Origin of the sequence: Mycobacterium deserti, assembly GCF_025345615.1 — a bacterium.
Classification (GTDB): domain Bacteria; phylum Actinomycetota; class Actinomycetes; order Mycobacteriales; family Mycobacteriaceae; genus Mycobacterium; species Mycobacterium deserti.
The window spans coordinates 386,659-413,194 of record NZ_JAODWD010000006.1 but is presented as its reverse complement, the minus strand read 5'-3'; the positions used below and the strand labels follow the sequence as shown (position 1 = coordinate 413,194).

The following is a 26,536-nucleotide window of genomic DNA, read 5'->3' as shown; positions in this document are numbered from 1 at the left end:
TGCTAGCCGAGCTCCGGGATGCGGCGCTGCTCCTTGAGTGCCTCGAGCACGTCGTCGGCTCGCACACCGCCGATCAACCGGCCGGCGTCGTCGACCGCGACCCCGAGCCCGCTCGGTGAGGACAGTGCGGCGTCGAGCGCTTGGCGCAGCGTGTCGTCCGGGTGGAAGAACGATCCGCCGCCGACGGTGCTGTCGTAGAGCGCACTTCCCTTGCGGTGCAACTCGACACCCTCGGCGTTGATCCAGGCGTACGGCTTCTCGGCCTTGATGACCAGCGCCCATTCGCCGGACGCCAGGTTGAGCCCGTCGACCTCACCGTCGGCGACGTGCCGGATCTCATGCAGCGGCAGACCCGTCGCATGGAAGAACTGCAGACCCCGGTAGCCGCGGTCGGCGCCGACGAATTCGGAGACGCGTTCGTCCGCCGGGTTCGACAACACGAATGCGGGATCGGCGTACTGCAGCAGGGCGCCGCCGCGACCGAACACCGCGACCTTGTCACCGAGCTTGACCGCCTCGTCGATGTCATGGGTGACGAACACGATGGTTTTGCGTAATTCGCTTTGCAAGCGCAGGATTTCAGTTTGCAGATCCTCGCGGACCACCGGATCGACGGCGCTGAACGGCTCGTCCATCAACAGGATCGGCGGGTCGGCGGCCAACGCCCGTGCCACCCCGACCCGCTGCTGCTGACCACCGGACAGCTGCGCCGGATAGCGGTCGGCGAGCTTGGGATCCAGCCCGACGCGCTCCATCACACCGATCGCGGATTTGCGTGCGCTGCGCCGTGATTGACCCTGCAGCACCGGAACGGTCGCCACGTTGTCGACGATGCGCAGATGCGGCATGAGTCCCGCGCTCTGGATGACGTAGCCGATTCCCAGCCGCAGCTTCACCGGATCGACCTTGGTGACGTCGCTGCCGTCGACGGTCAGGGTGCCCGAGGTCGGCTCGATCATCCTGTTGATCATCCGCATCGACGTGGTCTTGCCACAGCCCGACGGACCGACGAACACAGTGAGCGTGCCCTCGGGAACCTCAAGCGTCAGGTCGTCGACCGCGACGGTGCCATCGGGGTATTTCTTCGTGACGTTCTCGAAGGTGATCATTCAGTCATTTCTGCATGGGCTGGTCAAAACCGTTGTCCTTGATCCACTTCTGCGCCGCTTCGTCGGGGTCGACGCCCTGGTTACCCTCGACCGAGGTGTTGAGCGCGATGAGAGCCTCGGTGGTCATCTTCGCGCTGACGGCGTCGAGCACTGTCTTGAGTTCGTTCGACATCTTCTGCGACGCAACCAGCGGGACGACGTTCGCGGCGAGGAAGACGTTCTTCGGGTCCTCGAGGACAATGAGATTGCTCTGCTCGATGGCCGGTGAGGTGGAGAAGATGTTGGCCGCGGTGACCGCCCCGCTGGACAGCGCCTGCACCGTCGCCGGGCCGCCGCCGTCGCTGATCGACACGAAGTTGGCGGGTGCGATGTCGAGGCCGTACTTGTCCTTCAGCCCGACCAGTCCGGTCACGCGAGTCTGGAATTCCGACGGCCCGCCGACTTTCACTTCCGCAGAGTGCTTCGCGAGGTCGGCGATCGATGTGAGATTCCACCGCTGCGCCGTGGCCGCACTGACCGCGAGGGTGTCCTTGTCCTCGGCCGGCGACGGGTACAAGATCGACAAGTCGCCGGGAAGTTCCTTCAGCAGCGCGAGCAGCACCGCGTCGGGCGTGGTCGCCGTGGCCTCCTCGTCGAAGTACTGCAGCAAGTTGCCGGTGTACTCGGGGATCAGATCGATGGAATGGTCCTGCACCGCAGGGATATAGGTCTCGCGGCTACCGATGCCGAACTGGCGGCCGACGGTGAAACCGTTGGCTTCCAACGCTTGGGCGTAGATCTCGGCGACGATCTTCGACTCGGTGAAGTCGGCGGAACCGACGTTGATCGACTTGAGATCTCCCGAAACCTCCCCGCCGCCGAGCGGGTTGGAGCTGCCACACGCGGCGATGAGCACGGCGACGAGGACCATCACCGCCGCACCGACTGGGCCCCGCCGGCGTCGCGGCATCAAGGTCATGAAACCGACACTATCGACATCACCGCAGCTACGCCCGACTTTGTGTGAGCGGGAATTCGACTCCGCTGCGCAATTGTGGTTTGTCTACCTCTGGAAGGGGCAAAGATGAACACATGAGCACCGATCCGTACGGGCCGACAGGGCGACACGAGCCGGAACCCTACGGTCCGCCGAATCCCGGGCCGCCGGTTCCGCCCGGGCCCGCCGACATGGAAGGTGCGGATCGCACGCCGCCGTCGGTGAAGCAGGTCCACTTCACTCGGGCCGCCGCATTGTGGTCGGCGGTGATCGGCGGCCTGCTCATTCTGATCGTGCTGCTGATCTTCATCGCGCAGAACACCGAGTCGGCTCAGTTCGCCTTCTTGGGCTGGCAGTGGCACCTGCCGCTGGGCGTTGCCATCCTGTTCGCCGCGGTGTGCGGCGGCCTGATCGCATCGCTCGCCGGGGCGGCGCGCCTGTTCCAACTGCGCCGCGCCGCGAAGAAGAACTACAAAGCCGCGCTTCGTTAGCGCCCAAGCGCACCGAGTCCCTCGGCGATCAACGGGCCGACGGCCTCGTCCACCCGGTCGGTGTCGGCCGCCACGCCGCCGCCCATCCGGGCCCGAAAGGCGATGCCCGCGGCGATGATCGCGACCTTGAAGTAGCCGAGTGCCATGTAGAAGTCCCAGTTGTCCAACGTCTGGCCCGCCGCCCGCGCATAGCGGTCGGCGAGGTCGTCGGCCTCGGGCATACGCGGTGACGCCCATGCCGAACTCGCATGGATGACGTTGAACAGCGGATGGCGGTACACACACATCAAAGCGGCGTCACTGATCGGGTCGCCGAGCGTGGACATCTCCCAGTCCAGCACCGCGAGCACCTCCGTGGCATCGTCGGAGTCGAGCATGGTGTTGTCGATGCGATAGTCCCCGTGCACGATCGCGGTGCGGCCCGATTGCGGAACCGCCTCTGCCAGAGCCGAATGCAACCGCCGGACGTCGCCGTCGAACGGATCGTTCTCGCGCTTCACGAGTTCCCACTGCGAGCCCCACCGACGGACCTGCCGTTCGAGATAACCGTTCGGCCTGCCGAAGTCGCCGAGCCCGACCGCTTCCGGATCGACCGCGTGCAGGTCGGCCAGCACCGTGATCAACGCGTCGACGCTGTCGCTGATCGCGGCCTCGTCACCGAGCGCTTCCAGCTCGTCGGCGTGCCGGACGACGCGACCGGACACGTATTCGACCATCTGGAACGGCGCACCGAGGACCGAGTCGTCGTTGCGCATCGTGACGGCGCGGGCGACGGGAACCGGGGTGTCGGCGAGCGCGGCGACCACCTTGTACTCGCGCGCCATGTCGTGTGCCGACGGCGTCAGGCCGTGCAGCGGCGGGCGGCGCAGCACCCATTTCGACTCGTCGTCGAAGACCAGGAACGTCAAGTTGGACCGGCCGCCGGCGATCAACTCGGCGCGCAGCTCGCCGGCGCGGGCGATGTCGACGGACCGCAGGTGACGGTCCAGGGCGTCGAGATCGAGCCCTTCCAGCCGGGCGGGCCTGGGCGGGAGCGGCTCAGTGGTCATTCGCAAATGTCTACCACTGCTGGTTTCGGGGCAGCAGGTCCCATACATGCTCGGTCGCATTGACCCCGGCCACGAAGAACGCCTCCTGCCGCGACGACCAGAGCAGCCGGGTGATACCCGCGTAGTCGACCTGCACGCACAGCAGTCGCTCGGTCGACATGACGTCGTGAATGAGGGCGTTGATGACGCCGCCGTGGCTGAACACCGCGACGGTGTCCTCCCGTTCGGCGGCTTTGACGATGTCGTCGACGCCGGCCTTGACGCGGGCGATGAAGGCAGGCTGGTCGACTCCGCTGGGCAGATTCCCGCTGGCGAGGCGCGCCATGTCCTCCTTCGAGATCTCCTCGACCGGTGTGTAGTGCGACAGGTCGCGGTCGTACTCGGCGAGGCGGTCGTCGATGTCGATCGGCAGTCCCAACGCGTCCGCGACCGGCTGGGCGGTCTGGATCGCGCGTCGCTGCGGGCTGCTGACGAGCCGTGAGATCGGGAACCGTGCCAACGCGTCGGGCAGCCGCTTGGCCTGCTCGGTGCCGTCTTCGGACAGGTCGGGGTCCGAGCCCTGGCCCGGCTCGCTGCGCAGGGGCAGCGCATGTCGAATGATGAGCAATTGCACCGTGCCACCATAGGGCGGTGAATTCTCGCGGCTACGCTGACGATCTGTTCGACCTCACCGACCGCGTCGTGCTGGTGACGGGCGGCAGCCGGGGCCTCGGCCGCGAGATGGCCTTCGCCGCGGCCCGGTGCGGCGCGGACGTGGTCATCGCCAGCCGCAAGTACGACGCCTGCAAGGCCACCGCTGAACAGATCGCCGCCGCGACCGGCCGGGCCGCCCTTCCTTATCAGGTCCACGTCGGGCGGTGGGACGAACTCGACGGCCTGGTCGACGCGTCCTACCAGCGGTTCGGCAAGGTCGATGTGCTGATCAACAACGCGGGAATGTCACCGCTGTACGAGTCGCTGAGTTCGGTCACCGAGAAGCTGTTCGACTCGGTGGTGAACCTGAACCTCAAGGGCCCGTTCCGGTTGTCGACGCTCGTCGGGGACCGCATGGTGGCCGATGGCGGCGGGTCGATCATCAACGTCAGCTCCAGCGGATCACGCAGGCCCAAGCCCGAGCAGTTGCCGTATTCGGCGGCCAAGGCGGGGCTCAACGCGCTGACCGAAGGGCTGGCGCTCGCCTACGGCCCGACAGTGCGCGTGAACACCCTGATGCCCGGGCCCTTCCTCACCGATATCAGCAAGGCCTGGGACATTCCCGCGACGACCAAAGGCGCGCAGCACTTCGCCTTGAGGCGGCTCGGCGAGCCACCCGAGATCATCGGCGCCGCACTGTTTCTGGCGTCGGACGCGTCGAGCTATACCTCCGGATCGATCGTCCGGGTGGACGGCGGCATTCCCTGATCGACGTTTCGCGCTTTGCCGCAGATCTTCCCTGACGTTGAATTCGGGTCGAATTTAGGCGTTGCTGACAGCGCGGCACTGCGCCCGGGTACCCTGGTCGGGGCGCTCGAATACCTGCCTGTCGGCAGCGGCGCCATCGCATCAACCTGGGGGTCTAGGTGCTGACACCGGCGAAGCGGCGTCTGATGGCGACAGCCATACTTGCCCTCGTCGCGTTTGCCGGGTGGCAGGTGGCCGGGTGGGGCGGCGTGGAGGTGACTCGCGTTGCCGGGGCCATCGGCGGTGTCATCGCGAGCACGTTCGCCCTTGGGTGCGCGCTGTGCGCCGCTTACGCCGCCCGCGAGCGCCAGCGTGCCTCTTGGCTGTGCATGGCAGGTGGGCTGGCCGGCTGGGTGGCGGCCGATCTGTACCGAACCTATGCCGTGTTGGCAGATCCCTCCCGTCCCCCGGCGCTGACGTTGGCCGAGGTCGGCTACCTGCTGCTGCCGGTCGGCGCCGGTGCCGGCGCGGCACTATTGCCGTCACGGCTCGGGAGGTCGGGCCTGCGCCTCGTACTCGACGGTGTAATCGTCTCGATATCACTGTATTTGGTCGCGTGGGCCTTCGTTCTCCGCGACGTGGCAGAGCATGCGTCGGGCCCGCATTTCGCGTTGGCCGTCGCATCGATGCTGGGCGACGTCGCCCTGGCCGCGATAGCGGCGATGCTCGTGGTGAGGTCACGCCCGGGCACACGGCTGTCACTGATCCTGATGCTGTCGGGGCTGGTCGTCCTCGGTGTCACCGACGGGGTGCACGTCTACATCTACGGCCATACCTTCGACGCCGGAGTCCTGCCGGTCGGCTGGACAACCGGGTTGTGCCTCATCGGCCTGGCCGGCCTGGCCTCCAGGCGCACGTCGACCCCTCCCATCAAGCCGGCTCCGGAACCGTCCCGGCTGTCGCTCTGGCTGCCGTATGCGCCGATGCCGTTCGCGGTCATCCTGGGTGCGTCCGAGTTGCTGTCCGGGAGTGAGCGGAACAGTTACATCGTCATCCCCGGTGTCATCCTCGTCGTTGCGGCTCTCGTCCGTCAGATCACCCTGCTCGACGAGAACCACCAACTGCTGAAAATCGTCAGGGGCTTGGCGTTCAGCGATCCACTGACTGGCTTGGCGAATCGAACGCTGTTTTCTCAGCGGTTGGCCGAAACGATGCAGCCGACGCCGGCAGCCCGTGGTCCCGTCGCTGTGCTGCTGCTCGACGTCGACGACTTCAAGCTGGTCAACGACAGCCTCGGGCACGCGGCGGGCGATGAACTGTTGCGCATCGTCGGCAGTCGGATCGCGCAGAACGTCGGCATCCACGACACCGTGGCGCGCTTCGGCGGTGACGAATTCGCGATTCTCATCCGAGATACGCCCGACGCGGCGGCGCGCATCGCCGATCTGATCGTCGACGCCTTCGACGAACCCCTCGTGGTGGACGGCCGCCGGCTGCACGCGCGCATCAGCCTTGGTCTGGCGACGGCATCGGGCCCGCAAGATTCCGGTATCACGGCTGACGAGCTTCTTCGCCGGGCCGATCTGGCGATGTACTCGGCCAAGCGCGCCGCGAGCGGCAGGGTACGGGCATACGAGTCGACGATGCGTCACGAACACACCGACCTGCATTTGTCCGGCCAGCTGAGAGTCGGCCGCCGATCCGGTCTGGCCGCGCGGACCCAATTGCTCGATGAACTCCGGTGCGCGATCGACGAGCAGAGCCTCGAATTGGTCTATCAACCGAAGGTCAGCTTGTCGACGAATGAGGTCGTCGGCGTCGAAGCGCTACTGCGCTGGCCCCATCCCCGGTTCGGCACACTGGAACCCGGTGACTTTCTTCCGCTCGTTCGGGAGAACGACCTGATCGACCACGTCACCAATCTGGTGCTGCCCATGGCCGTCGCGGATGCGGCGGGCTGGTATGCGACGGGGCTGACAATCCCGGTCGCGGTGAACCTGTCGACGCCCTCGCTCAACGACGAACTGCTGCCCGATCGGGTGGCCGCGGTGCTGGCCGAACACGGCCTGTCCCCGGAGGCACTGACGATCGAGATCACCGAGGACGTCCTACTGGCCAGTGTCGTCCGCGCACGCAGCGTGCTGGATCAATTGCGTGACAGGGGTGTTCGCGTCGCCATCGACGACTTCGGCAGTGGTTTCGCGACGATGAAGTACCTTCGCGATCTGCCCGTAGACGAACTCAAGATCGACCGCCAGTTCGTCACGCCGATGCTGGACGACGGCCGGTGCGCGATGATCGTGCGGTCGATCATCGAACTGGCCGAAGCGCTGGACATCGCGAGCGTTGCCGAGGGCGTCGAGGACGCCGGAACCGCTGTCATGCTGCGGCACTTCGGTTGTGACGTCGTACAGGGCCACTATTTCAGCGCGCCGGTGCCAGCGGCCTCGATACGTCCCGGTGTCTGGGGCACGACACCGTCAGGGCGTGACACTGTTGAAGGCCGGATCCGAGCGATCGAGGACCGCGATGATGGACTGCAGCACATCGACATCGCCGGTCGATGAAGCTGACGTGCGACAGGTCCAAGCCTCGCACCTGGTAGATCCCCTCGACCACCTCGTAGAGCCCCTGTTTGGCGCACAATTGGGTCTGGCGCCACAGACTCGGGTGCACCGTCGGCGGCTGTGATGACGCACGGCTGTTGTGCAGCAAAGAATCCGCGGTCGGCGTCGGCGAAGTCGGAGATGTCCTCGAACGGCAGGCCCATCAGGTGGCTGCGATCGCCCGACTCGATGACAGGGGTGGGCGGCTTGATTCCATGCCCCTCACGATATTCACCCTGCGTCGGCACGGGGGTGGTTGACTGACCGGATGAATGTGCGCCGAGTGGTGACCGGACACGATGCATCCGGCAAGTCCGTGTTCGTCAGCGACGAGACCGTCGGACCCGTCGAGACCATGCTGATGCCGGGCTATCAGAACCATTCGCTGTGGGGCGCGGACACCACGCCGCAGTACCCCGACGACGGGTCGATGCCGCAGTGGCACAGCTACTTTCCGCCCGTCGGCGGGTTCCGGTTTGCGATCCTCACATTCCCCCCATTGTTCGGCAGCGAGGCGCCCGCCGATCTCGATGTCGAGGCGGCGCTGGCCGATGTGGAGGAGAAGATGCCTGGGATGCTCGGCTACATGGACCTATCGGATCCGGGCATGCACACCACCGACACCATCGACTTCGAGGTGGTGCTCGAGGGCACGGTCGTGCTCGAGCTCGACGACGGCGCGGAGGTGACATTGCGGGCCGGCGACACCGTCGTGCAGAACGGCACACGACACAGGTGGAAGAACCCGGCGGACACCCCGGCGCGCATGGCCGTATTCATCTGCGGCGCGACGCATGAGCGCGTGCCCGCGCGCTGATCACGAGCGCCGGACGCACAGACTGACTATCTCCGGTCGGCCATCGCCGTCGCGATGCTGCTGACCTCCTCGGCGCCGTGCCCGTCGGCCACGGCGACATCGACGTAACCGCGAAACACTTCGAGCATGCCCGCGTCAACGCCTGCGTCGTGTGACGCGGCGATCAGGTGTCGCACCGACACCGCGACCGAGGACACCGGCGCACTGCTGTCGCCGTGGCGGTTGTTCTCGACGCGTTCGACGAACTCCTCGAGGATCGGCGAGAGGATGCCGACGATGCCGAGCGCGTGGGGCAACAACTCGCTCGGCCCGATGCCGTTGGCCTTGGCAACTTCCATGGCGTGCATGAATCCGGACACCGACGTCCAGAACAGATCAAGAAGCGACATGTCGAACGCGGCCGCACGGCCGGTGTCTTCGTCAAGCCAGGTGGGTACGCCGAGCGTCGCGAAGACGTCTCGGTGTGCGTCGAAGATCTCGCGTGGCCCGGCGAAAAGGATGCTGGCCTCCGGTGTTCCGATCGTCGACGTCGGTGTCATGATCGCGCCGTCGAGATAGCGGCCGCCGCGGTGGGCGACGAGTTTCGCGGTCTGCCGGGCCCGGTCCGGAGTGTCGGAACTCAGGCCGACGATGACACGTCCGTCGGCGGCGTCGCCCGTCATCGCCAGGATCGAGTCGACGGCGTCGTGGTCGACCACGTTGATCAGCGTCAGGTCGCTGGCGGCGACGGCCGCCGCCGGGTCGGGCGCCACCACGGCGCCGCGCGCGCGTAGTGCCTCGGCTTTCGACGCCGTCCGGTTCCACACCGTCACGCGGTGGCCCTTGTCGAGCAGGGCACCCGAAAGTGCCTGTCCCATCGGGCCGAGACCCAATACCGAGACCGCGTTGGTCATGCTGCCACCTCAGGGTTCTTGATGCTCTCGATGACGCGGGCGACGCCGTCGGTGCCGTGGCCGGCGTCGATCTGGCGATGGATCAGTCGTTGCACCACATCGACGACCTCGGTGCTGATGCCCTGTGCACGGCTCGCCTCGACGATGTCGCTGATGTCCGAGAACTCGAGACTCTGCTGGCCGGGTACCGAGTAGTCCCCACCATCGATCACCTCGGCGTACTCGATGATGGAAGGTGCGACCGTGGTCAGCCAGTCGGCCGCACGGAGGGCGAAGTCCTTTGCGGGCACTCCGGCGGCACCAACCATGGCCGCGCCATGGAAGAACCCCGCGAACATCACGTACATCGCCGACAACAAGGCCAGGTCGTAAAGGGAAGCCATACCTGCGTCCTCACCGAAATATTCGGTAGCACCCCACAATTCGAGCAGCTTGCTGTACTCGTCGAAGATCCGCCGCGAGCCGCTGTAAAGGATTCTGGACTGCGGTGTGCCGATCATGCCCGGCGTCGCCATGATGCCGCCGTCGAGGTAGTCGACGCCGATGCCGTCCGCCCAGCGAGCCAGTTCTCGTGCGCCGTCGGGCGACGTCGTCGTGAGATTGATCAGGCAGCGGCCCGCGAGTCGGTCGGCGATCGGATCGAGCACCTCGTGCACCGACGCGTGGTCGAACAGGCACACGACGATCAGGTCCGCATCGACCGCGTCTTCGGCGGTGTGCGCGCGATGCGCGCCCGCGGCGACAAGCGGGTCCGCTTTGGTGACGCTGCGGTTCCAGACTGTCGTCGAGTGGCCCGCCGAAAGGGCGGCCTGCGCCAGTGCCGCGCCCATCTCACCCAAGCCGAGGAAACTCACCTTGTGCTGTGTCGTTGTCATGGCACCATCGTCGGTGGGACGCGGAGTTTTCGACAAGTACCCACTATTTGGTGCCATACTTACCGAGACGAAACTAATGGAGGTGAGCTGTGGCTTCTCTCGGCAAGTTCAGCTGCGGGCTGGACGCGGCGATGGCGGTGGTGGACGGAAAGTGGAAACCGTTGATCCTCTGGGAGCTCAAAGAAGGGCCCAAGCGCTTCAATGCACTGCATCGCAGTCTGACCGGGATTTCGCAGAAGATGCTGACCCAACATCTCAAGGAGTTGCAGCGCCACGGCGTGGTACATCGCGAGAGCTTCCACGAGGTGCCCCCACGGGTGGAGTATTCGATGACGGCCGCGGGTGAGGAATTGTTGGAGGCGCTCAACCCGCTCGGCGACTGGGCCACCAAACACATCGACCTGATCTGTACCGCCGAGGCGGGTTGACTCAGCTCTGGTGTTCGGCCAGCCAACGTTCGGCGCGCCGGGTCGAGGCCCGCGACAACCAAGCATCCTGGATCAGCTCGGTCAGTTCGACACGGCTGACTTCATTTAAGCGGCTGGTGCGCAACAGGACTGACGGATGTCCGTCAAAGCGCTCGGTGGTGAAGAACGGCGATTCGGGATCCTGGATCAGTGACAGCTTGTCGGCTTCGGATTCCACCCAGATCATCACCACGTCCGTGTAGCGCTCCCCGGTCTCGGGATCTGCGGCGTCGGGTTGCGGGGTCCGGAAGAACACGAATGACTTGCCACCGACCTGATAGATCGGATTGCCCTTGGGCCCCTCGATTCTCTTGGTGTGCGGCATGGACCCGGCGATCTCGTGGACGTCGCTGAGGCGGGCCGGACGGTCACGCATGCCGCTCCAATTTGTGCAGCACCACGTCGGACAGGGCCGCGTCGGCGACCGTCGCCGTCATATAGGTGCAGAACGGTTGGCGCCGTCGATCGGTCGGTGAGCCCGGATTCAACAGGCGCAGGCCACTTTTCGCGCGCGTGTTCCACGGAATGTGGCTGTGACCGAACACCAGCACATCGGTGTCGGGATACAACGCGGCCATCCGGGCCTCGCGACCGGTGGCCGCCCCCGTCTCGTGGACGACGGTGAACCGCACGCCGCCGAGCGTCACGTCGGCGCGTTCGGGCAGACGGCGGCGCAGTTCTGCCCCGTCGTTGTTGCCCCAGCAGGCCACCAGTCGCTTGGAGCGTGCCTCGAGCGCATCGAGGAGCGACGGATCGACCCAGTCACCGGCGTGGATCACGACGTCGGCGTCGCCGACCTCGTCCCACAGGCGGGCAGGCAGGTCGCGGGCGCGCTTGGGAACGTGGGTATCGGCGATGAGCAGCAGCCGCACGACTCCCAATTTAGCCACCCGAGACCGGTACCCAACCCGGCGGCGGATCCTCACCTACGCGACCGTCGACAGCTTCGCGAAGTAGATCGGCGTGGCCGGTGTGCCTTCCGTACTCCTCGATCAGGTCGCACAGCAGTCGGCGCAGGCTCGCGTGCTGCCCCTCGGCGTCCGACACGTGGACGAGCTGATCGAGTCCGCCACGGCCCAGCGCGTCGTCCAGGCGTGCGCGAGACCGCGCCACCGCGTCCTCCCAGAACGTGTAGAGCTGCTCCGGCAGGTCGTGTTCGGCGGACGTGAACTCCTAGTCGTCGGTGCCGTCCCACAAGGACTCCCACGGCTCGCCGACCGGATCGCCGGTGAGCTTGACGGTGAAGATGAAGTCTTCGGTGATCGCCAGGTGTTTGAGGAGCCCGCCGAGGGTGAGCGCCGAGGAGCCGACGCGTGTCCGCAGCCCGGCGGCGTCGAGATCGTCGGCCTTCCAGCGAAAGGTCGCGCGCAGCCGGTCCAGCGCACCGACGAGGTGTCCGAGTTCGTCGGCGGCCAGCGGAGGTTCCCAAGGTGTCTCGGTCATTACCCGCCACCGTAGGTCAGCTAAAGAGAGAGCGCGCCCGAAGGGATTCGAACCCCTAACCTTCTGATCCGTAGTCAGATGCTCTATCCGTTGAGCTACGGGCGCATGTGTTCAGTTGTATGGCCGACGAGTCAGCCCGGCGGAGGCGAGAGGATTTGAACCTCCGGTCCGCTTTAAGGCGGACAACTCATTAGCAGTGAGTCCCATTCGGCCGCTCTGGCACGCCTCCCGACGATTACCGCCGATCCGACAGCGTACACATCCGCGCTGCCGCCAGGCAAAGCGGAACAGCCTCACCCATAGACTGATCGCGTGCCCGCCCGCCTGCGACCCGAACTCGCGGACCTTCCCGCCTACACCCCGGGCAAGACCGTGCCGGGGGCGATCAAAATCGCGAGCAATGAGACGGTGCACGGCCCGCTGCCCAGTGTGCGGGCGGCGATCGAGCAGGCCACCGACACCATCAACCGCTATCCGGACAACGGCTACGTCGAGCTGCGCGAGCAGTTGGCCAAGAACGTCGGCGACGGAGCCTTCGCTCCGGAGAACATCTCGGTGGGCTGCGGGTCGGTCAGCCTCTGCCAGCAGTTGATCCAGATCACGTCGACCGTCGGCGACGAGGTGCTCTACGGCTGGCGCAGCTTCGAGATCTACCCGCTGCAGGTGCGCACCGCAGGTGCGACGGCCGTGGAGGTTCCGCTGCTCGATTACACCTACGACCTCGACGCGATGCTGGCGGCGATCACCGACCGGACGCGGTTGATCTTCCTGTGCAACCCGAACAACCCGACGAGCACGGTCGTCGATCCCGCCGCACTGGCCCGGTTCGTCGCAAAGGTGCCGTCGCACATCCTGATCGCGCTCGACGAGGCATACGTCGAATACATCCGCGAGCCGATGCGGCCCGATAGTTTCGGCCTGGTGCGTGCGCATCGGAATGTCGTTGTGCTGCGGACGTTCTCGAAGGCGTACGGCCTGGCCGGATTGCGCATCGGATATGCCGTCGGCGATCCGGACATCATCACCGCACTGGGCAAGGTCTACGTGCCGTTCACGGCGACGAGCGTGTCGCAGGCCGCCGCCATCGCGTCGCTGCAGGCAGCCGACGAGCTGCTGGCCCGCACCGACGCCGTCGTCGAGGAGCGGGGCCGGGTCACCGCCGCGCTGCGCAACGACGGCTACCTGGTGCCCGACTCGCAGGCCAACTTCGTCTGGCTGGCGCTGCCCGGGCGCGCGCAGGAGTTCGCCGCGGCCTCAGCCGACAACCGCATCATCGTTCGCCCGTACGGCGACGACGGCGTGCGGGTCACGGTCGCCGCGCAGCACGAGAACGACGCCTTCCTCGAATTCGCCCGAAGTTGGATCACATCCGGTTCTGCCCGACGTTCAGTAGGAGAGCAATGACCGACGCCCGCAAGACATTCTCGGCGCTCAAGGAGCGCACCGGTGAAATCGCCGACACCGAACTCGATGAGTTCTGGGACGCATTGCGGCCCGCGACCATCGACTTCATGATCGGCGAGTGGGCCGGCGGCGAGTTCCACACCGGTCACAAGGCCAACGGCTTCATGAAGCGGCTCAACTGGTTTGGGAAGACCTTCCACTCGGCCACCGAGGCAAAGCCGCTGATCTGCCTGGACGCCGACGGCAACAAGTTCAGCAACACCGAGGCGATGAAGGGCGAAGCGAGCCTGTGGATGGAGGAGTTCCGCGGCGAGGTGACCGCCTCTATGGTCTACGACGGGGCCCCGGTGCACGACCACTTCAAGGTCGTCGACGACAACGCCGTACTGGGCATCATGAACGGCAAAGGCGCGGTCGTCGACGGGCGGCACCTGTACTTCTACCTCGAGCGGGTCTAGGCGCTGCGGCCGGTGTAGGCCAGCAACCGCTCCAAGGCACCCGCATCGTCGGGTACCTCGATCGCATCGTCGAAACCGACGTTGACCCTGCCCTCCGGCGTGATGATCTTCTTCGCCAGGCCGAGCACATAGTCCGACAGTGAGTCCGGAACTGTGACCTCACGACCGAGCGCCGTCGCGTAATCCCATGCGTGCACAAGGAATTCGAGTGACAGAATGCCGACCATCACCTTGGCCGGCGCCTCGCCCTGTCCGAAGCTCACCGTGCCGTCGAGCCCGCGGCGCTTCCAGGCGTCCATCGTCGGGCGTGCCGCCACCACGACCTGCTCCTCGACGGATGCGTCGCGCTTGCGTTCCGGACATTGCGCGCCGGCCATCGCGCCGATGGTGGTGATCGAGTTCAGCAGATGATCGGTCAGTGCGGCAACGTCGAATTCCCGGCACGGCGTCTGCTTGTCCAGGTCATCTCGGGCGATGCCGTGAAGTACGTGCTGCAGAACGGCGAACGTCTTCTCGGCGGAACGAAGTTCGTCGGTGGGTGGTGAATCGGGTCCAGGACGCAAGTCGTCGGGCATGACGCCACGCTACGTCGCGCATGCGCATATCGTTGCCTTGATGAAGACGCATGTGCGGATGACGGCCGCGGCGCTGGTCCTCGTCGGTGTGACGACGGCATGCCAGCAGACCACCGAAGGCTCCGTCGCAATGACCACCGAGCCGGGCCCTCCGCTCACGTCCAGCCCGCGAACGCCGTCAAGCACCGTGCCCGGCCTGCCCGGACTGCCCGGCCTCCCGATTCCCGGCATCCCGCTGCCGACGCGCAACACCGACCTACCCGTGGTCCCCGCACCGCCGAACGCCCTGAGCATGACGTGTACCGAGTTCAACGAGCTCGACGAGGCCACCCGCGTCGCGGTGATCCGCGAAATCCTGAAACAGGAGAACAACCCGCTGGGTCCCGACGGCGAGAGCATCGGTCAGATGCTCGTCGAAGCGGCCTGCCAGTTCCTTCCTCAGGCCACCGTGAACGAGGTCCTGCTCGGGGCTCCGCCGCCCTAACCGGGTCCTCGCACGAGCGCTCACCGTCACGCACTAGCGTGCTGCCCATGGCCGAAACGTATGAGTCCGTCACCGTCGACATCTCCGACCACGTCGCGCAGGTCACGCTGATCGGCCCGGGCAAAGGCAATGCGATGGGGCCCGCATTCTGGGCGGAGATGCCTGAGGTGTTCGCCACCCTCGACGCCGACCGGGATGTCCGGGCGATCGTGTTGACCGGATCGGGCAAGCACTTCAGCTACGGCCTTGACCTACTCGCGATGGGTGGCTCGCTGGCCGGCGTGATGGCCGACGGCGCCACCGCGCGCCCGCGCGCCGAATTCCACGCCACCGTCCTTCGCATGCAGGGCGCGATCAACGCCGTCGCCGACTGCCGCACTCCGACAATCGCGTCGATACACGGGTGGTGCATCGGCGGCGGCGTCGACCTGATCTCGGCCGTCGACATGCGCTACGCCAGCGCCGACGCGAAGTTCTCGGTGCGTGAGGTCAAGCTGGCGATCGTCGCCGATGTCGGCAGCCTTGCCCGGCTGCCGCTGATCCTTTCCGACGGCGACCTCCGTGAACTCGCGTTGACCGGCAAGGACATCGACGCGGCGCGGGCCGAGAAAATCGGCTTGGTCAACGGGGTGTACGACGACGCGGAGGCGACGCTGGCCGCCGCGCACGCCACCGCCGCCGAGATCGCCGCAAACCCACCGCTCGTCGTCAACGGCATCAAGGACGTGCTCGACCAGCAGCGCATCGCCAGGGTGTCGGAGAGCCTGCGCTATGTCGCGGCGTGGAACGCCGCCTTCCTGCCGTCCAAGGATCTGTCCGAGGGGCTCAAGGCGACGTTCGAGAAGCGGCCGCCGGAATTCACCGGAGAATAGTCACACCCGAGGGACAGGCGTCCAGCCGAGTTCGGCCTTGGCCTTGGCGTTGGACAGCGGCAGCCAGGTCGCGCCGAACGCCGTGGCGGGGTAGCTCGCCACCAGGCCGACGAGCCGGTGCGAAACCGGCAGTGGCCGTGGGCGACCGACTTTCGCGGACAGCTCTCGCACGTAGCCGGCGAACGGTTGCGGACGGTCGTCGACAATGTTGTAGATCTGCCCGCCGCGGCCCTTGCCGAGCGCCTCGGCCGTCGCGGTGGCGACATCGTCGATGTGGATCCACGAGGCGATGCCCGGACCTGTCATCGCGGGCAGTGCCCACCACTTCGCCAACCTGACGAACAGTTCGTCGTGCGGCACCCCGGGCCCGTAGAAAGCGCCGTAGCGCAACACAATTCCCTCGGTGTCGCTGTGCTCACCCGATGTCAGCACAGCCTGTTCCATGCCGCGCAGCGCGGCGAGCATCGCCTCGCCACCCTTCGGCGGCGGCCCCGGGTAGGGATCGGACTCGTCCATCATGGCGGGTCCCGACGTCGGATAGCCGTAGGCGAACATCACTGACTCGGCGACGATTCGGCGTACTCCGGCATGCTGGGCGGCCGCGAAGAGGTTCGGCGCGCCCTGTCCCCATAGTTTGCGGGCGGGCTCGAAGTCCTTGATGCGCTTGGGTCCGTACTTCGGCAACGTGGTCAGCAGGCTGACGACGACCTCGGGCTCGATGTCGGTCATCACCGAGTCGAGGTGCCTTCGATCGAAGACATCGGCCACCACCGGTTTGGCGCCTTCCTGCTCGATCTGCGGCGTCTTCTCCGGCCGACTGGTCAGCCCGACGACGTCATGGCCGCGTCTGTTCAGTTCGCGCAGCAGGGCAATTCCGGGCACACTCGTCGCGCCCGCCACCATGACACGCATCAGAGCCTGCGCTCTGAGACAGCGGTTACCCGCAGCGCCGCGGCCAGGATCACGGTGGTCGCCACCAGACCGCCCGCCTCCAGCCAGCCGACGAGATCGCCTGCGCCGTGGTGGGGATCGATGATGTGGCTGAGGGCGTGCAGCGCCCAGTGCAGCGAGGCGAAGGCGAGCGCGGGGACCCTCCACGACACCCGCCGAACGGCCGCAAGAAGCAATAGTCCCTGCGGAATCTCGAACGTCGCGTTGTCGAAGATGTAATGGTCGTTGCGAACGCCGAATGTGCCGAGGGTGTCGAAGAACGGCCCAGGCAAGAACATCATGAACAGCCCGATGGCCAGGGCGTACACCCCGAACACGATCAGGGTCACCTCGACGAACCCGACTCTTGTGCGGATGGGTGTCGTTGTCATACGTTCACGCTAGATCGTCACTGGCCTCAAGATAGGCACCACTTCCATGACAATTTCGGGTACCACTTCGGGGCCGGAGTTGCTCCTCGAGCTGGACCGCGACAGCCAAGACCCACTGCATCGCCAACTCGCGAACGGCCTGCGCGAGGCGATCAGATCCGGCCGGCTCGCCCCGTACACCCGGCTGCCGTCGACGCGGGTACTGGCATCCGACCTCGGAGTGTCTCGCCGGCTCGTCGTCGACGCGTACGGACAGCTCGCCGCCGAGGGCTTCCTGCTGAGCAGGCACGGGTCCGGCACCCGGGTGGCCACAGTGGACGCGGCCAGCAGTCGCGGTCGCGCTGCCGTCGAAGCGTCGACGCGCTATGACGTCGATTTCCTGCCTGGATCACCGGACCTGTCCAGCTTCCCGCGCAATGCATGGCTTCGGGCACTGCGACAGGGCCTGGCCGGCCTCGAGTCGGACGCGTTCGGGTACGTGGCGCCGAAGGGACTGGGCGTGACGCGGCTTGCGGTAGCCGATTACCTGCGACGCACCCGCGGCGTGCTGGCCGACCCGCAGCAGATCGTCCTGTGCTCCGGCGCGACGCAAGCAGTCGCACTGCTGGCGCAGGTGCTGCGGGGGACGCCACTGGCCATGGAGGACCCGGGCTTCTGGTTCCATCGAATGGTGCTGCGCCACAACGGTATCGAGCCACTGGCGGTGCCGGCTGATGATGACGGCCTCGATGTCGACGCGCTCGTTGACTCCGGCGCGCAAGCGGTGCTCACCACTCCCGCGCATCAGTCCCCCACCGGTGTCGTACTGTCGGCGGCTCGCCGCACCACACTGATGGAGTGGGCCCGCGCAGGCAACCTGATCATCGAGGACGACTACGACGCCGAGTACCGGTACGACCGCGCGCCCGTCGGTGCACTGCAGGGCATCGCGCCCGACCGGGTGGTGTATGTGGGCTCGACGAGCAAGACCCTGGCGCCCGGCCTGCGGATCGGCTGGATGGTGCTACCACCGTCGCTGGTGAACGCTGTTGTCCTGCACAAGAGTTTGGCCGACACCGGCAGCTCGGTGATGGACCAGGTGGCCTTCGCGTACTTGTTGCAGTCCGGCGGTTATGACCGGCATCTACGGCAGATGCGCAGGCGATATCTCATGCGCCGCAATGCACTGCGGGATGCGCTTGCGCGTTATCTCCCGCAGGCTACGGTGCTCGGCGCGGCGGCGGGTGTGCATCTCACCATCCGCCTTCCCGACGGTACGTCGACCGATGACCTGGTGCGACGCGCGGCCGACATGCGGGTCCGGGTGGAGGCCCTGGCGCCGTGCTACGCCGAACCCGCCACGGCCCCCGCGGGTTTGATGCTTGGCTATGCAAACCTCACCGAATCGCAGATCGTGCGAGGCGTGCAGGTGTTGGCTAAGGCGTTGCCCGTATAGCCGCCGAAAAGTCATCGCGCTGCACAGCGGTGGCGGAGGGATTTGAACCCCCGGACGGTGTTAGCCGTCTCTCGCTTTCAAGGCGAGTGCATTAGGCCGCTCTGCCACGCCACCGCCGACAAGCGTACGACGCACTAGACCCGGCCGAGTTTGGCGGGCGGTGCCCCGGCTTTGAGCGCGACGCTGATGCGACGGCAGTTCTCGCCCATCGCGGCGATCTGCGGGCGCGACAGCCTGCCGAGAAAATGCGCTCGTACGCCCTCCCCGTACGTCGCCATGGCCTCCCGCACCGCGACCCTGCCGTTGTCGGTGATGCTGGCCAGCACCCCACGGCCGTCCTCGGGGCTGGCTTCGCGCCGCACCAGGCCCTGTAGCTCCAGTCGACGAATCTGCCGTGTGACTCTGCTGGGCAGCGACATCAGCGCCTCGGCCAGATCTCCCATCCGCGCCGACCCGGTCCCGGACTTATCCAGCATGTCGAGCAGCCGCACATCGTTGAGAGTCAATTGATGCGCGTCCACCAGCGACCGGTTCAAGGTCGCGTACAACCGCAGCGCGGAGTCGAGGAAGTTTTGCCACGACCTCTGCTCCGCGATGTCTAAGCCGGGCATATCACTTGCTGTACGACCGGCGATGATCCCCTCCATCTCGTAATGGTAAAGGCTGCCAACATTGCTGGGAAGAGAAACTGACAGGAACTGCCAAACTGTTTTTCGAGGCTGGAAGGCAGGTAGTAGCGTTGTTTGAATGCATTCCATCGTGGTCGAATCCGACGGTCGGCTGAGCTGGCGCGAAGTACCCGACGCCGCGCCACGCCGCGGCGAAGTGCTCATCAAGGTGGACACCGCGGGGGTCAACCGGGCGGACCTGTTGCAGGCCGCGGGCAAGTACCCGCCGCCACCGGGCGCCAGTGAGACCCTCGGCCTTGAGGTGTCGGGGACGGTTGCCGAACTGGGCGACGGCGTCGCCGACTGGTCGGTCGGGCAACCGGTGTGCGCATTGCTCGCCGGCGGCGGCTATGCGGAGTTCGTCGCGGTCCCGTCCGCGCAGGTCATGCCGGTTCCCGACTCGGTGGACCTGTCACACGCCGCGGGGCTCCCGGAGGTGGCGTGCACCGTGTGGTCGAACCTGGTGATGACGGCGCATCTGCGCCCCGGTCAGCTCGCGCTGATCCACGGCGGCTCCAGCGGCATCGGAACGCACGCAATCCAGGTGTGCCGCGCGCTCGGTTGCCGGGTCGCGGTGACCGCGGGCGCCGTCAACAAGATGGACTTGTGCGCCGAGCTCGGCGCAGAGATCACCATCAACTACCGCGAAGAAGACTTCGTCGAACGGATTCGCGCCGAGACCGACGGCGCGGGTGCTGACGTCATCCTCGACATCATGGGCGCCGCTTATTTGGACCGCAATGTGGATGCGCTGGCGCAGGACGGCCGCGTCGTCATCATCGGCATGCAGGGCGGCGTCAAGGCAGAGCTGAACATCGGCAAGCTGTTGGGCAGGCGCGCGGGCGTCATCGCCACGGCACTGCGCAGCCGCCCGGTGTCCGGCCCGGGCAGCAAAGGCGAGATCGTCGCCGACGTGGTGGCCAACGTGTGGCCGATGATCGCCGACGGCCGGGTCCGCCCGATCATCGGCGCCGAGTTCGGCATCGACCAGGCCGGCGCCGCGCACGAACTGCTCACGTCGGGCGACGTGAGCGGGAAAGTGCTTCTGCGAGTCGGCGGTTAGCCCGGTAAGCCCGTTGGCTAAGCCGACAGGTCAGCCCAGCGAGGCCAGCGCACGGACCAGCTGGTCGACTTCGGCCGTCGTGGTGTAGTGCGCGAGCCCTACGGTGACCGCGCCGCCGACGTCGTTGACACCGATCACGTCGAGCACCCGGGAGCTTGCGTTGGAAATCGCGAGAATGCCGTTGTCCGCCAGCCGCTGGACCACCCGCTCGGCCGGCACGTCGCTGACCGCAAAACTGAGCACCGGGATCCGTGCCTCGGGGGTGCCGATCACCATCACCGTCGACAGCGAGCGTAGCGAAACCAGGAGATAGTCGAACAACCGGTTCATATACGACGCGGCCGATTGCATTGACACAGCGAGTCTTTCACGCCTAGAACCGCGCGCGGTCTCGTCGAGCGAGGCCAGGTAGTCGATACTGGCGACCACACCACCGAGCAGGCCGAACTGATGAGCGCCGACCTCCAGCCGGGCCGGACCGGTGGCATACGGGTTGAGCGACACCGAGCTGAAGGAGTCGATGACCGAAGGATCGCGGAACACGAGCGCGCCGATCGGCGGCCCGCCCCACGCGATCGCGTTGACCGCCACCACGTCCGCCTCGATCTCGTTGATGTCGATCAGTTGATACGGCGCGGCCGCGGAGTGGTCGACGACGACCAGGCCACCGTTGTCGTGGGCCAACTTCGTCACCGCCCGCAGATCGGTGAGGGTGCCCAGGGTCGATGATGCCGAGGCGATTGCGACCAGGCGGGTGGGCTGGGTGAGCAGCGCCTCCCACTGCCAGTTCGGCAGTTCCCCGGTTTCGATGTCGACCTCGGCCCACTTCACCTTGGCGCCGTAGCGATTGGCGGCGCGCAACCACGGCGCGATGTTGGCCTCGTCGTCGAGCCGGGTGACGACCATCTCGTAGCCGAGCCCCACCCGCGACGACGACGCGTCGGCGAGCGAGGTCAGCAGCACCGCTCGGTCAGCGCCGAGCACGACTCCGCTCGGGTCGGCGTTGACCAGATCAGCGATTGCCTGGCGGGCGGCGCCGAGCACCGCGGCGCTGCGTTGCGCAGACGGGTGCGGGCCTACGGGCGTCGGCATCGAGCCGCGGAACGCGGTGGACACCGCTCTGGCCACCGCATCGGGCAGCAGCATGCCGTTCTGGGCGTCAAAATGGAACCAACCATCGCCCAACGACGGGTGCAAGCCCCGCACCCGGGCGACGTCGTATGCCATGCCAGCCCACCTTAAGAGCGTCAGTTGAATGGACAAACCGACACGATTTGGTCAGTGCCCGACGGCGCCTTTCGACGCCCATGCCGTACTCGGACCGGATCACCTGGGCAGCCATACTAGTCCAGTGAGCTTCGGGTTCGGAGCGCTAATCGCACTGTCGTTGCTGGTTGACCGCCGAGCAATCCACGTGCGCGCCGCTCGGCAAACCTGTCCGGCCGCCGTCCCGGTCGGTCCCGCCCTGCCTTTCGGCGTGCCCGCTCGAGGGGTCACTTCCTACGGCGCACTCGAAATTCCGTGAGGCGCATTTCGCGCGTTGTTTGCTCTCGCGATCATGACCGCTGGAGTCGTTTGTTTGCGGATGCTTTCGGGGCGGTTTTCGCGGCCCCGATGCCGCGACGACGGGCGTATCGGGCGCCAATCACCAGCAGGCCGGTGGCGCGGGGGCTCGTGGTGCCCGACGAGATAGTGTCGCTAGATGCGTCGCGGCTACGAACGGCGCAGGCGCCACCTCATAAGACGGTCACAGCAGGGAATCTCTGGGAGATGACGATCAACAACGACGACGACAACATCGAGATCATCGGCGGCGACCCAGGTGCGTCGGGCGAGGACGCGGACAGCAAGTCGCTGACCGACCTCGTCGAGCAGCCGGCGAAGGTGATGCGCATCGGAACGATGATCAAGCAACTGCTCGAAGAGGTGCGGGCGGCTCCGCTCGACGACGCGAGCCGCACCAAGCTGCGCGAAATCCACAAGGCCAGCATCTCCGAGCTCGAGGAAGGCCTCGCGCCCGAACTCCGCGACGAGCTCGAGCGGCTCACGCTGCCGTTCACCGAAGAAGGCGTGCCCTCCGACGCCGAGCTGCGCATCGCCCAGGCACAGCTCGTCGGGTGGCTCGAAGGCCTGTTCCACGGCATCCAGACCGCGCTGTTCGCCCAACAGATGGCCGCGCGCCAGCAGCTGGAACAGATGCGTCAGGGTGCGCTGCCGCCCGGCGTCGGCGGACCGCCAGGGCAGCGCGGCGGAACCGGGCAGTACCTGTAGGAGCCGGTGTGGCAGTCCCGCAGATCGAGACGCGCGATGCGTGGGTGGAGTTTCCCATCTTCGACGCCAAGACGCGCTCGTTGAAGAAGGCGTTCCTCGGCAAGGCCGGCGGAGCGATCGGACGCAACGCGTCCAATGTCGTCGTCATCGAGGCGTTGCGGGACATCACGATGTCGTTGAAACTCGGCGACCGGGTGGGCTTGGTGGGCCACAACGGCGCGGGCAAGTCGACGCTGCTGCGGCTGTTGTCGGGGATCTATGAGCCCACCCGCGGGACGGCGACGGTAACCGGCCGGGTGGCACCGGTGTTCGACCTCGGCGTCGGCATGGACCCGGAGATCTCCGGCTTCGAGAACATCATCATCCGCGGGCTGTTTCTCGGTCAGACGCGCAAGCAGATGCTGGCGAAGGTCGATGAGATCGCGGAGTTCACCGAACTCGGTGACTACCTGTCGATGCCGCTGCGCACGTACTCGACCGGCATGCGGGTGCGCCTGGCGATGGGTGTGGTGACGAGCATCGATCCGGAGATTCTCCTGCTCGACGAGGGCATCGGCGCGATCGACGCCGAGTTCCTGAAGAAGGCGCAGACGCGACTGGCCGCACTAGTCGAGCGCTCCGGAATCCTGGTGTTCGCCAGCCATTCCAACGAGTTCCTGGCCCGGCTGTGCAAGACGGCGATGTGGATCGATCACGGCACGGTCAAGATGACAGGCGAGATCGAGGACGTCGTGCGCGCGTACGAGGGCGAGGACGCGGCCCGGCACGTGCGGGAGGTGCTCGACGAGCACCGAGGCGATTGGTCGCCGACGAACGACTCCCGCGGCGACTGGACTGCAACGGCGCCCGATGCCTGAGACGGTCTGCGCCGTAGTGGTCACCCACCGGCGTCCGGACGAACTGGTGAAATCGCTGGAGGCGCTGTCGGCGCAGTCCCGCCGGCCAGACCACCTCGTGGTCGTCGACAACGACGCCGATCCACAGGTCGCCGATCTGGTAGCCGGCCAGCCGATACCGACGACGTACCTTCCGTCCCGCCGAAACCTGGGCGGCGCAGGAGGTTTCGCGCTGGGCATGCTGCACGCGCTTGCGTCCGGAGCGGACTGGGTGTGGCTGGCTGACGACGACGGGCGGCCTGCCGACTCCGAGGTGCTGAGCACTCTGCTGGCGTGTGCGGGGGATCACCGGCTGGCCGAGGTGTCGCCGATGGTGTGCGATATGGACAACCCTTCGCGGCTGGCCTTTCCTTTGCGACGCGGCCTGGTATGGCGGCGCGAGGTCAGCGAATTGCGCACGGGTGCCGACGATCTGCTGCCCGGCATCGCGTCGCTGTTCAACGGGGCACTGTTCGCCGCATCGACTCTGGAGGCGATCGGCGTTCCCGATCTGCGGCTGTTCGTCCGCGGCGACGAGACCGAACTGCACCGCCGTCTGGTGCGCTCCGGGCTGCCGTTCGGCACCTGTCTCGAAGCGGTATATCTGCATCCCCAGGGTGGCGACGAGTTCAAGCCGATTCTGGGCGGGCGGATGCACGCCCAGTATCCCGACAACGCGGCCAAGCGGTTCTTCACTTATCGCAACCGGGGCTACCTGCAGTCGCTGCCCGGAATGCGCAAGCTGGTGGTGCAGGAGTGGGCCCGGTTCGGCTGGTATTTTCTGGTGTCGCGCCGCGATCCGGCCGCGCTGATGGAATGGATTCGCTTGCGGCGCTTGGGCCGTCGGGAGAAGTTCGGGAGGCCTGAACAGTGACTTTCACCGACGCCGCCGCGCAGTCGCGGACCATGGGCCGCGCGTGGGGCGACTTGGTTGCCGGCTTCGGCAAGCGCGAACTGTGGCTGCACCTGGGCTGGCAGGACATCAAGCAGCGGTACCGGCGGTCAGTGCTGGGACCGTTCTGGATCACGATCGCGACGGGCGCCACCGCCGTGGCGATGGGGCTGCTCTATTCGAAGCTGTTCAAGCTGCCGCTCGAGGAGCACCTGCCCTACATCACTCTGGGCCTGATCGTCTGGAACCTCATCAATGCCGCGATTCTCGAGGGCGCGGACGTGTTCGTCGCCAACGAGGGTTTGATCAAACAACTTCCGACGCCGTTGTCCGTACACGTCTACCGGCTGGTGTGGCGGCAGATGATCCTGTTCGCGCACAACATCATCATTTACGTCATCATCGCGATGATCTATCCGAAGCCGTGGACGTGGACCGACCTCGCGGTGATTCCGGCACTGGTCCTCCTCATGCTCAACTGCGTGTGGGTCGCATTGTGTTTCGGCATTCTGGCGACCCGTTACCGCGACATCAGCCCGCTGCTCGTCAGCCTGGTCCAGTTGCTGTTCTTCATGACGCCGATCATCTGGAACGAGGCAACGCTGCAGCAGCAGGGGGCGGGCGGCTACGCCAAGATCATCGAACTCAACCCGCTGCTTCACTACCTGGACATCGTGCGGGCACCGTTGTTGGGCGCCGACCAGGAGCTGCGCCACTGGGTGGTGGTGCTGGTGCTGACGGCGATCGGCTGGGTCTTCGCCGCGTTCGCGATGCGGCAGTATCGCGCCCGCGTCCCGTACTGGGTCTGACGCGCGAATTCTGAGGTGGGTGTGCGTGTCCGCGCACCGTCTCCACCGAGCTGGAGCGTCGACTGGACGGCCAAAGGCGGCCGATAGCCGCGCGCCGGTCGCCGCTCGTCACGCAGTCCGGCGCCTTCTACTGACTTGTCCCGCGGTCCGGCGACGCGGGTTCGCGGACCGCTCGGGCCAGAACCTGCGGGCCGGAGGTCAGCGCCCTTCGCCACGGTGCGACGCCGTCGATCTCGATTTCGATCGAGATGGACAGGACCGTCCGGATGAGAACGATCAGCCCCAAGATGGCGGCATCCTCCATGGACGGTGTCGAGGTGACGGTCTTGACGATGTCCGCCGCGACGAGCAATTCCAAACCAAGCAGGATGGACCCGCCCAACGCATTTCGCAGCGTCTTGAAAGCGCGATCGCCGTCGGCGGTGCGCCGCCACGTACGCGCGGCGAGCGCGAACGCGAGTAGGAAACCGATGACCATCGATGAAACGCCGAGCACCTCAAACGTTCTCGTGGCCAGTTCGAAATATTCGACTACACGCACCTCTCGAGGCCTCCCAGCCGGTGCTCCTCGGCGATCACTTTCACCGGGCAGAACAGTAGGAGGCCCCACCTGTGCAGGAAGCGGTTTCGGCCGAACTGGCCGTCCGTGCGGAACGTGCCGTCAACCGCGTTTCGCTGCCGACCCGCCCCCGTTTCGAACCGGCGCATCGCTTGTCGGGCTCGGCTCCCAGGCGGAGACTCGGGGAATCCAGCGCGGCACATGACGGCGGTACTCGTCATACTGCTCGCCGAACCGCCGACGCAGGTGCGGTTCCTCGACAGCGCGGATGGCGATCAGCACCGCGGTGAAGAAGACGGCGAACCACGCGAGCAACCACGGCGACGCCCAGGCGAGTGCGGCGCCGATCTGAATACAGAACACGCCCGTCATCATCGGGTTGCGCACATGTCGGTACGGGCCGGTCACGACCAGTTTGACCGGTGATCCGATGGCCAGCGTGCCCTCACCGACGCGGTCGAACAACACCACCGTCCACGTCAGCATGAACATTCCGAAGGCGATCGCCAGGCCGCCGACGACGGCCAGGAGCGCGCCCGAAACGCTGCCGAGATCCGGTGCCCTCAGCCCGGTGAGCGCGCCGATCGAGACCGGGATGAACACAGTCATCGTCGCCGGCGCGAGGAGTACCGAGAGCAGATGCCGCCACCAGAGTCGTCGTCGAGCCATGTCGAACCTCCTTGTTCAACGCTTGCTGAAGAACGATCGTACGACGCGGTCACCACGAAGGTCAACAGGCGTTG

30 protein-coding genes, 3 tRNA genes and 2 pseudogenes are annotated in these 26,536 nt (G+C 66.3%); 15 read left to right on the top strand and 20 right to left on the bottom strand.

Going from position 1 to position 26,536, the window contains the following annotated elements:
• Positions 1–2: 2 nt before the first annotated feature.
• On the bottom strand, positions 3–1,109 hold the full coding sequence (locus N4S67_RS24820; protein ID WP_260995675.1) for an ABC transporter ATP-binding protein: 1,107 nt from the start codon (positions 1,107–1,109) through the stop codon (positions 3–5).
• A gap of 4 nt (positions 1,110–1,113) precedes the next feature.
• Positions 1,114–2,067 carry an ABC transporter substrate-binding protein gene (locus tag N4S67_RS24815; protein WP_260995674.1) on the bottom strand — a complete coding sequence of 318 codons (954 nt, stop codon included), beginning with the start codon at positions 2,065–2,067 and terminating at the stop codon, positions 1,114–1,116.
• Between the two features lie 113 nt (positions 2,068–2,180).
• Between N4S67_RS24815 and N4S67_RS24810 the strand changes: the two genes are divergently transcribed.
• Positions 2,181–2,576 carry a LapA family protein gene (locus N4S67_RS24810; RefSeq protein WP_260995673.1) on the top strand — a complete coding sequence of 132 codons (396 nt, stop codon included), beginning with the start codon at positions 2,181–2,183 and terminating at the stop codon, positions 2,574–2,576.
• Here N4S67_RS24810 and N4S67_RS24805 read toward each other — a convergent pair.
• The gene (locus tag N4S67_RS24805; RefSeq protein WP_260995672.1) at positions 2,573–3,625 is read right to left on the bottom strand and encodes a phosphotransferase family protein; all 1,053 of its coding nucleotides are present in this window, start codon (positions 3,623–3,625) and stop codon (positions 2,573–2,575) included. The genes N4S67_RS24810 and N4S67_RS24805 overlap by 4 nt on opposite strands.
• 10 nt (positions 3,626–3,635) lie before the next feature.
• Positions 3,636–4,238, bottom strand: a complete 603-nt coding sequence (locus N4S67_RS24800; RefSeq protein WP_260995671.1) for a histidine phosphatase family protein — start codon at positions 4,236–4,238, stop codon at positions 3,636–3,638.
• Positions 4,239–4,255: 17 nt separating this feature from the next.
• Between N4S67_RS24800 and N4S67_RS24795 the strand changes: the two genes are divergently transcribed.
• Positions 4,256–5,026, top strand: coding sequence for an SDR family NAD(P)-dependent oxidoreductase (locus N4S67_RS24795; RefSeq protein WP_260995670.1), 771 nt, complete (start codon positions 4,256–4,258; stop codon positions 5,024–5,026).
• 185 nt (positions 5,027–5,211) lie between these two features.
• A complete protein-coding gene (locus N4S67_RS24790) occupies positions 5,212–7,572 on the top strand; it encodes a putative bifunctional diguanylate cyclase/phosphodiesterase (protein ID WP_313959984.1) in 2,361 nt (786 codons plus the stop codon).
• On the opposite strand, the pseudogene N4S67_RS24785 reads toward N4S67_RS24790, so the two are convergent.
• Positions 7,565–7,775 (bottom strand): annotated as a pseudogene (locus tag N4S67_RS24785) (MBL fold metallo-hydrolase); the annotation flags it as partial. The gene N4S67_RS24790 and the pseudogene N4S67_RS24785 overlap by 8 nt on opposite strands.
• 104 nt (positions 7,776–7,879) lie before the next feature.
• On the opposite strand from N4S67_RS24785, the gene N4S67_RS24780 reads away from it, so the two are divergent.
• Complete coding sequence (locus tag N4S67_RS24780) at positions 7,880–8,428, top strand: cupin domain-containing protein (protein ID WP_260995669.1); 549 nt, start codon at positions 7,880–7,882, stop codon at positions 8,426–8,428.
• Between the two features lie 26 nt (positions 8,429–8,454).
• Here the strand turns inward: N4S67_RS24780 and N4S67_RS24775 are convergent, their stop codons facing one another.
• Together N4S67_RS24775 and N4S67_RS24770 are read right to left on the bottom strand one after the other, a co-directional pair.
• Positions 8,455–9,321: an NAD(P)-dependent oxidoreductase gene (locus tag N4S67_RS24775; protein ID WP_260995668.1), complete on the bottom strand. Its 867-nt coding sequence runs from the start codon at positions 9,319–9,321 to the stop codon at positions 8,455–8,457.
• Positions 9,318–10,196, bottom strand: a complete 879-nt coding sequence (locus tag N4S67_RS24770) for an NAD(P)-dependent oxidoreductase (RefSeq protein ID WP_260995667.1) — start codon at positions 10,194–10,196, stop codon at positions 9,318–9,320. Before N4S67_RS24770 ends, N4S67_RS24775 begins: the two co-directional genes overlap by 4 nt.
• An 89-nt stretch (positions 10,197–10,285) precedes the next feature.
• Between N4S67_RS24770 and N4S67_RS24765 the strand changes: the two genes are divergently transcribed.
• Positions 10,286–10,624: a winged helix-turn-helix transcriptional regulator gene (locus tag N4S67_RS24765; RefSeq protein WP_260995666.1), complete on the top strand. Its 339-nt coding sequence runs from the start codon at positions 10,286–10,288 to the stop codon at positions 10,622–10,624.
• A gap of 1 nt (position 10,625) precedes the next feature.
• Here N4S67_RS24765 and N4S67_RS24760 read toward each other — a convergent pair whose 3' ends face one another.
• From N4S67_RS24760 to N4S67_RS24740, 5 genes and pseudogenes are all read right to left on the bottom strand, one after another.
• A complete protein-coding gene (locus tag N4S67_RS24760; RefSeq protein WP_260995665.1) occupies positions 10,626–11,039 on the bottom strand; it encodes an MmcQ/YjbR family DNA-binding protein in 414 nt (137 codons plus the stop codon).
• The gene (locus tag N4S67_RS24755; RefSeq protein WP_260995827.1) at positions 11,032–11,535 is read right to left on the bottom strand and encodes a metallophosphoesterase family protein; all 504 of its coding nucleotides are present in this window, start codon (positions 11,533–11,535) and stop codon (positions 11,032–11,034) included. The genes N4S67_RS24760 and N4S67_RS24755 overlap by 8 nt, the downstream gene beginning before the upstream one ends.
• Before the next feature lie 10 nt (positions 11,536–11,545).
• Positions 11,546–12,106 (bottom strand): annotated as a pseudogene (locus N4S67_RS24750) (mycothiol transferase).
• Positions 12,107–12,138: 32 nt separating this feature from the next.
• Positions 12,139–12,211 (bottom strand) — tRNA-Arg (locus N4S67_RS24745).
• Between the two features lie 35 nt (positions 12,212–12,246).
• Positions 12,247–12,335 (bottom strand) — tRNA-Ser (locus tag N4S67_RS24740).
• Between the two features lie 83 nt (positions 12,336–12,418).
• On the opposite strand from N4S67_RS24740, the gene N4S67_RS24735 reads away from it, so the two are divergent.
• Entirely contained in the window at positions 12,419–13,510 is a 1,092-nt protein-coding gene (locus N4S67_RS24735; RefSeq protein WP_260995664.1) for a pyridoxal phosphate-dependent aminotransferase, read from the top strand.
• Positions 13,507–13,968, top strand: coding sequence for a DUF4334 domain-containing protein (locus tag N4S67_RS24730; RefSeq protein ID WP_260995663.1), 462 nt, complete (start codon positions 13,507–13,509; stop codon positions 13,966–13,968). The genes N4S67_RS24735 and N4S67_RS24730 overlap by 4 nt, the downstream gene beginning before the upstream one ends.
• On the opposite strand, the gene N4S67_RS24725 is transcribed toward N4S67_RS24730, so the two are convergent.
• Positions 13,965–14,543: a TIGR03086 family metal-binding protein gene (locus N4S67_RS24725; RefSeq protein WP_260995662.1), complete on the bottom strand. Its 579-nt coding sequence runs from the start codon at positions 14,541–14,543 to the stop codon at positions 13,965–13,967. The two genes, N4S67_RS24730 and N4S67_RS24725, sit on opposite strands and share 4 nt — an antisense overlap.
• Positions 14,544–14,583: 40 nt before the next feature.
• Here N4S67_RS24725 and N4S67_RS24720 point away from each other — a divergent pair, with 40 nt between their 5' ends.
• Together N4S67_RS24720 and N4S67_RS24715 are read left to right on the top strand one after the other, a co-directional pair.
• Positions 14,584–15,027 carry a hypothetical protein gene (locus N4S67_RS24720; RefSeq protein WP_260995661.1) on the top strand — a complete coding sequence of 148 codons (444 nt, stop codon included), beginning with the start codon at positions 14,584–14,586 and terminating at the stop codon, positions 15,025–15,027.
• 47 nt (positions 15,028–15,074) lie between these two features.
• The gene (locus N4S67_RS24715; RefSeq protein WP_260995660.1) at positions 15,075–15,899 is read left to right on the top strand and encodes a crotonase/enoyl-CoA hydratase family protein; all 825 of its coding nucleotides are present in this window, start codon (positions 15,075–15,077) and stop codon (positions 15,897–15,899) included.
• Here N4S67_RS24715 and N4S67_RS24710 read toward each other — a convergent pair whose 3' ends face one another.
• Together N4S67_RS24710 and N4S67_RS24705 are read right to left on the bottom strand one after the other, a co-directional pair.
• The gene (locus N4S67_RS24710; protein WP_260995659.1) at positions 15,900–16,811 is read right to left on the bottom strand and encodes an NAD-dependent epimerase/dehydratase family protein; all 912 of its coding nucleotides are present in this window, start codon (positions 16,809–16,811) and stop codon (positions 15,900–15,902) included.
• Positions 16,811–17,221 carry a hypothetical protein gene (locus tag N4S67_RS24705; RefSeq protein WP_260995658.1) on the bottom strand — a complete coding sequence of 137 codons (411 nt, stop codon included), beginning with the start codon at positions 17,219–17,221 and terminating at the stop codon, positions 16,811–16,813. The genes N4S67_RS24710 and N4S67_RS24705 overlap by 1 nt, the downstream gene beginning before the upstream one ends.
• 46 nt (positions 17,222–17,267) lie before the next feature.
• Between N4S67_RS24705 and pdxR the strand changes: the two genes are divergently transcribed.
• Positions 17,268–18,656, top strand: coding sequence for a MocR-like pyridoxine biosynthesis transcription factor PdxR (gene pdxR / locus N4S67_RS24700; protein ID WP_260995657.1), 1,389 nt, complete (start codon positions 17,268–17,270; stop codon positions 18,654–18,656).
• A gap of 27 nt (positions 18,657–18,683) precedes the next feature.
• Here pdxR and N4S67_RS24695 read toward each other — a convergent pair.
• Together N4S67_RS24695 and N4S67_RS24690 are read right to left on the bottom strand one after the other, a co-directional pair.
• Positions 18,684–18,770, bottom strand: a tRNA-Ser gene (locus tag N4S67_RS24695).
• 20 nt (positions 18,771–18,790) lie between these two features.
• Entirely contained in the window at positions 18,791–19,303 is a 513-nt protein-coding gene (locus N4S67_RS24690) for a MarR family winged helix-turn-helix transcriptional regulator (RefSeq protein WP_260995656.1), read from the bottom strand.
• Positions 19,304–19,403: 100 nt separating this feature from the next.
• Here N4S67_RS24690 and N4S67_RS24685 point away from each other — a divergent pair, with 100 nt between their 5' ends.
• On the top strand, positions 19,404–20,387 hold the full coding sequence (locus N4S67_RS24685) for an NAD(P)H-quinone oxidoreductase (RefSeq protein ID WP_260995655.1): 984 nt from the start codon (positions 19,404–19,406) through the stop codon (positions 20,385–20,387).
• Positions 20,388–20,417: 30 nt separating this feature from the next.
• Here the strand turns inward: N4S67_RS24685 and N4S67_RS24680 are convergent, their stop codons facing one another.
• A complete protein-coding gene (locus N4S67_RS24680; protein WP_260995654.1) occupies positions 20,418–21,614 on the bottom strand; it encodes a cysteine desulfurase-like protein in 1,197 nt (398 codons plus the stop codon).
• 543 nt (positions 21,615–22,157) lie between these two features.
• Between N4S67_RS24680 and N4S67_RS24675 the strand changes: the two genes are divergently transcribed.
• From N4S67_RS24675 to wzm, 4 genes are read left to right on the top strand one after another with little or no spacing between them, the layout of a single operon-like run.
• Positions 22,158–22,658: a bacterial proteasome activator family protein gene (locus N4S67_RS24675; protein ID WP_260995653.1), complete on the top strand. Its 501-nt coding sequence runs from the start codon at positions 22,158–22,160 to the stop codon at positions 22,656–22,658.
• Between the two features lie 8 nt (positions 22,659–22,666).
• Positions 22,667–23,515, top strand: coding sequence for a galactan export ABC transporter ATP-binding subunit Wzt/RfbE (wzt, locus tag N4S67_RS24670; protein ID WP_260995652.1), 849 nt, complete (start codon positions 22,667–22,669; stop codon positions 23,513–23,515).
• The gene (gene glfT1, locus N4S67_RS24665) at positions 23,508–24,407 is read left to right on the top strand and encodes a galactofuranosyltransferase GlfT1 (protein WP_260995651.1); all 900 of its coding nucleotides are present in this window, start codon (positions 23,508–23,510) and stop codon (positions 24,405–24,407) included. Before wzt ends, glfT1 begins: the two co-directional genes overlap by 8 nt.
• On the top strand, positions 24,404–25,234 hold the full coding sequence (gene wzm, locus N4S67_RS24660) for a galactan export ABC transporter permease subunit Wzm/RfbD (RefSeq protein ID WP_260995650.1): 831 nt from the start codon (positions 24,404–24,406) through the stop codon (positions 25,232–25,234). Before glfT1 ends, wzm begins: the two co-directional genes overlap by 4 nt.
• Before the next feature lie 127 nt (positions 25,235–25,361).
• Here wzm and N4S67_RS24655 read toward each other — a convergent pair whose 3' ends face one another.
• Together N4S67_RS24655 and N4S67_RS24650 are read right to left on the bottom strand one after the other, a co-directional pair.
• Complete coding sequence (locus tag N4S67_RS24655) at positions 25,362–25,775, bottom strand: DUF1622 domain-containing protein (protein WP_260995649.1); 414 nt, start codon at positions 25,773–25,775, stop codon at positions 25,362–25,364.
• A gap of 120 nt (positions 25,776–25,895) precedes the next feature.
• The gene (locus tag N4S67_RS24650) at positions 25,896–26,462 is read right to left on the bottom strand and encodes a methyltransferase family protein (RefSeq protein ID WP_260995648.1); all 567 of its coding nucleotides are present in this window, start codon (positions 26,460–26,462) and stop codon (positions 25,896–25,898) included.
• Between the last annotated feature and the right edge of the window lie 74 nt (positions 26,463–26,536).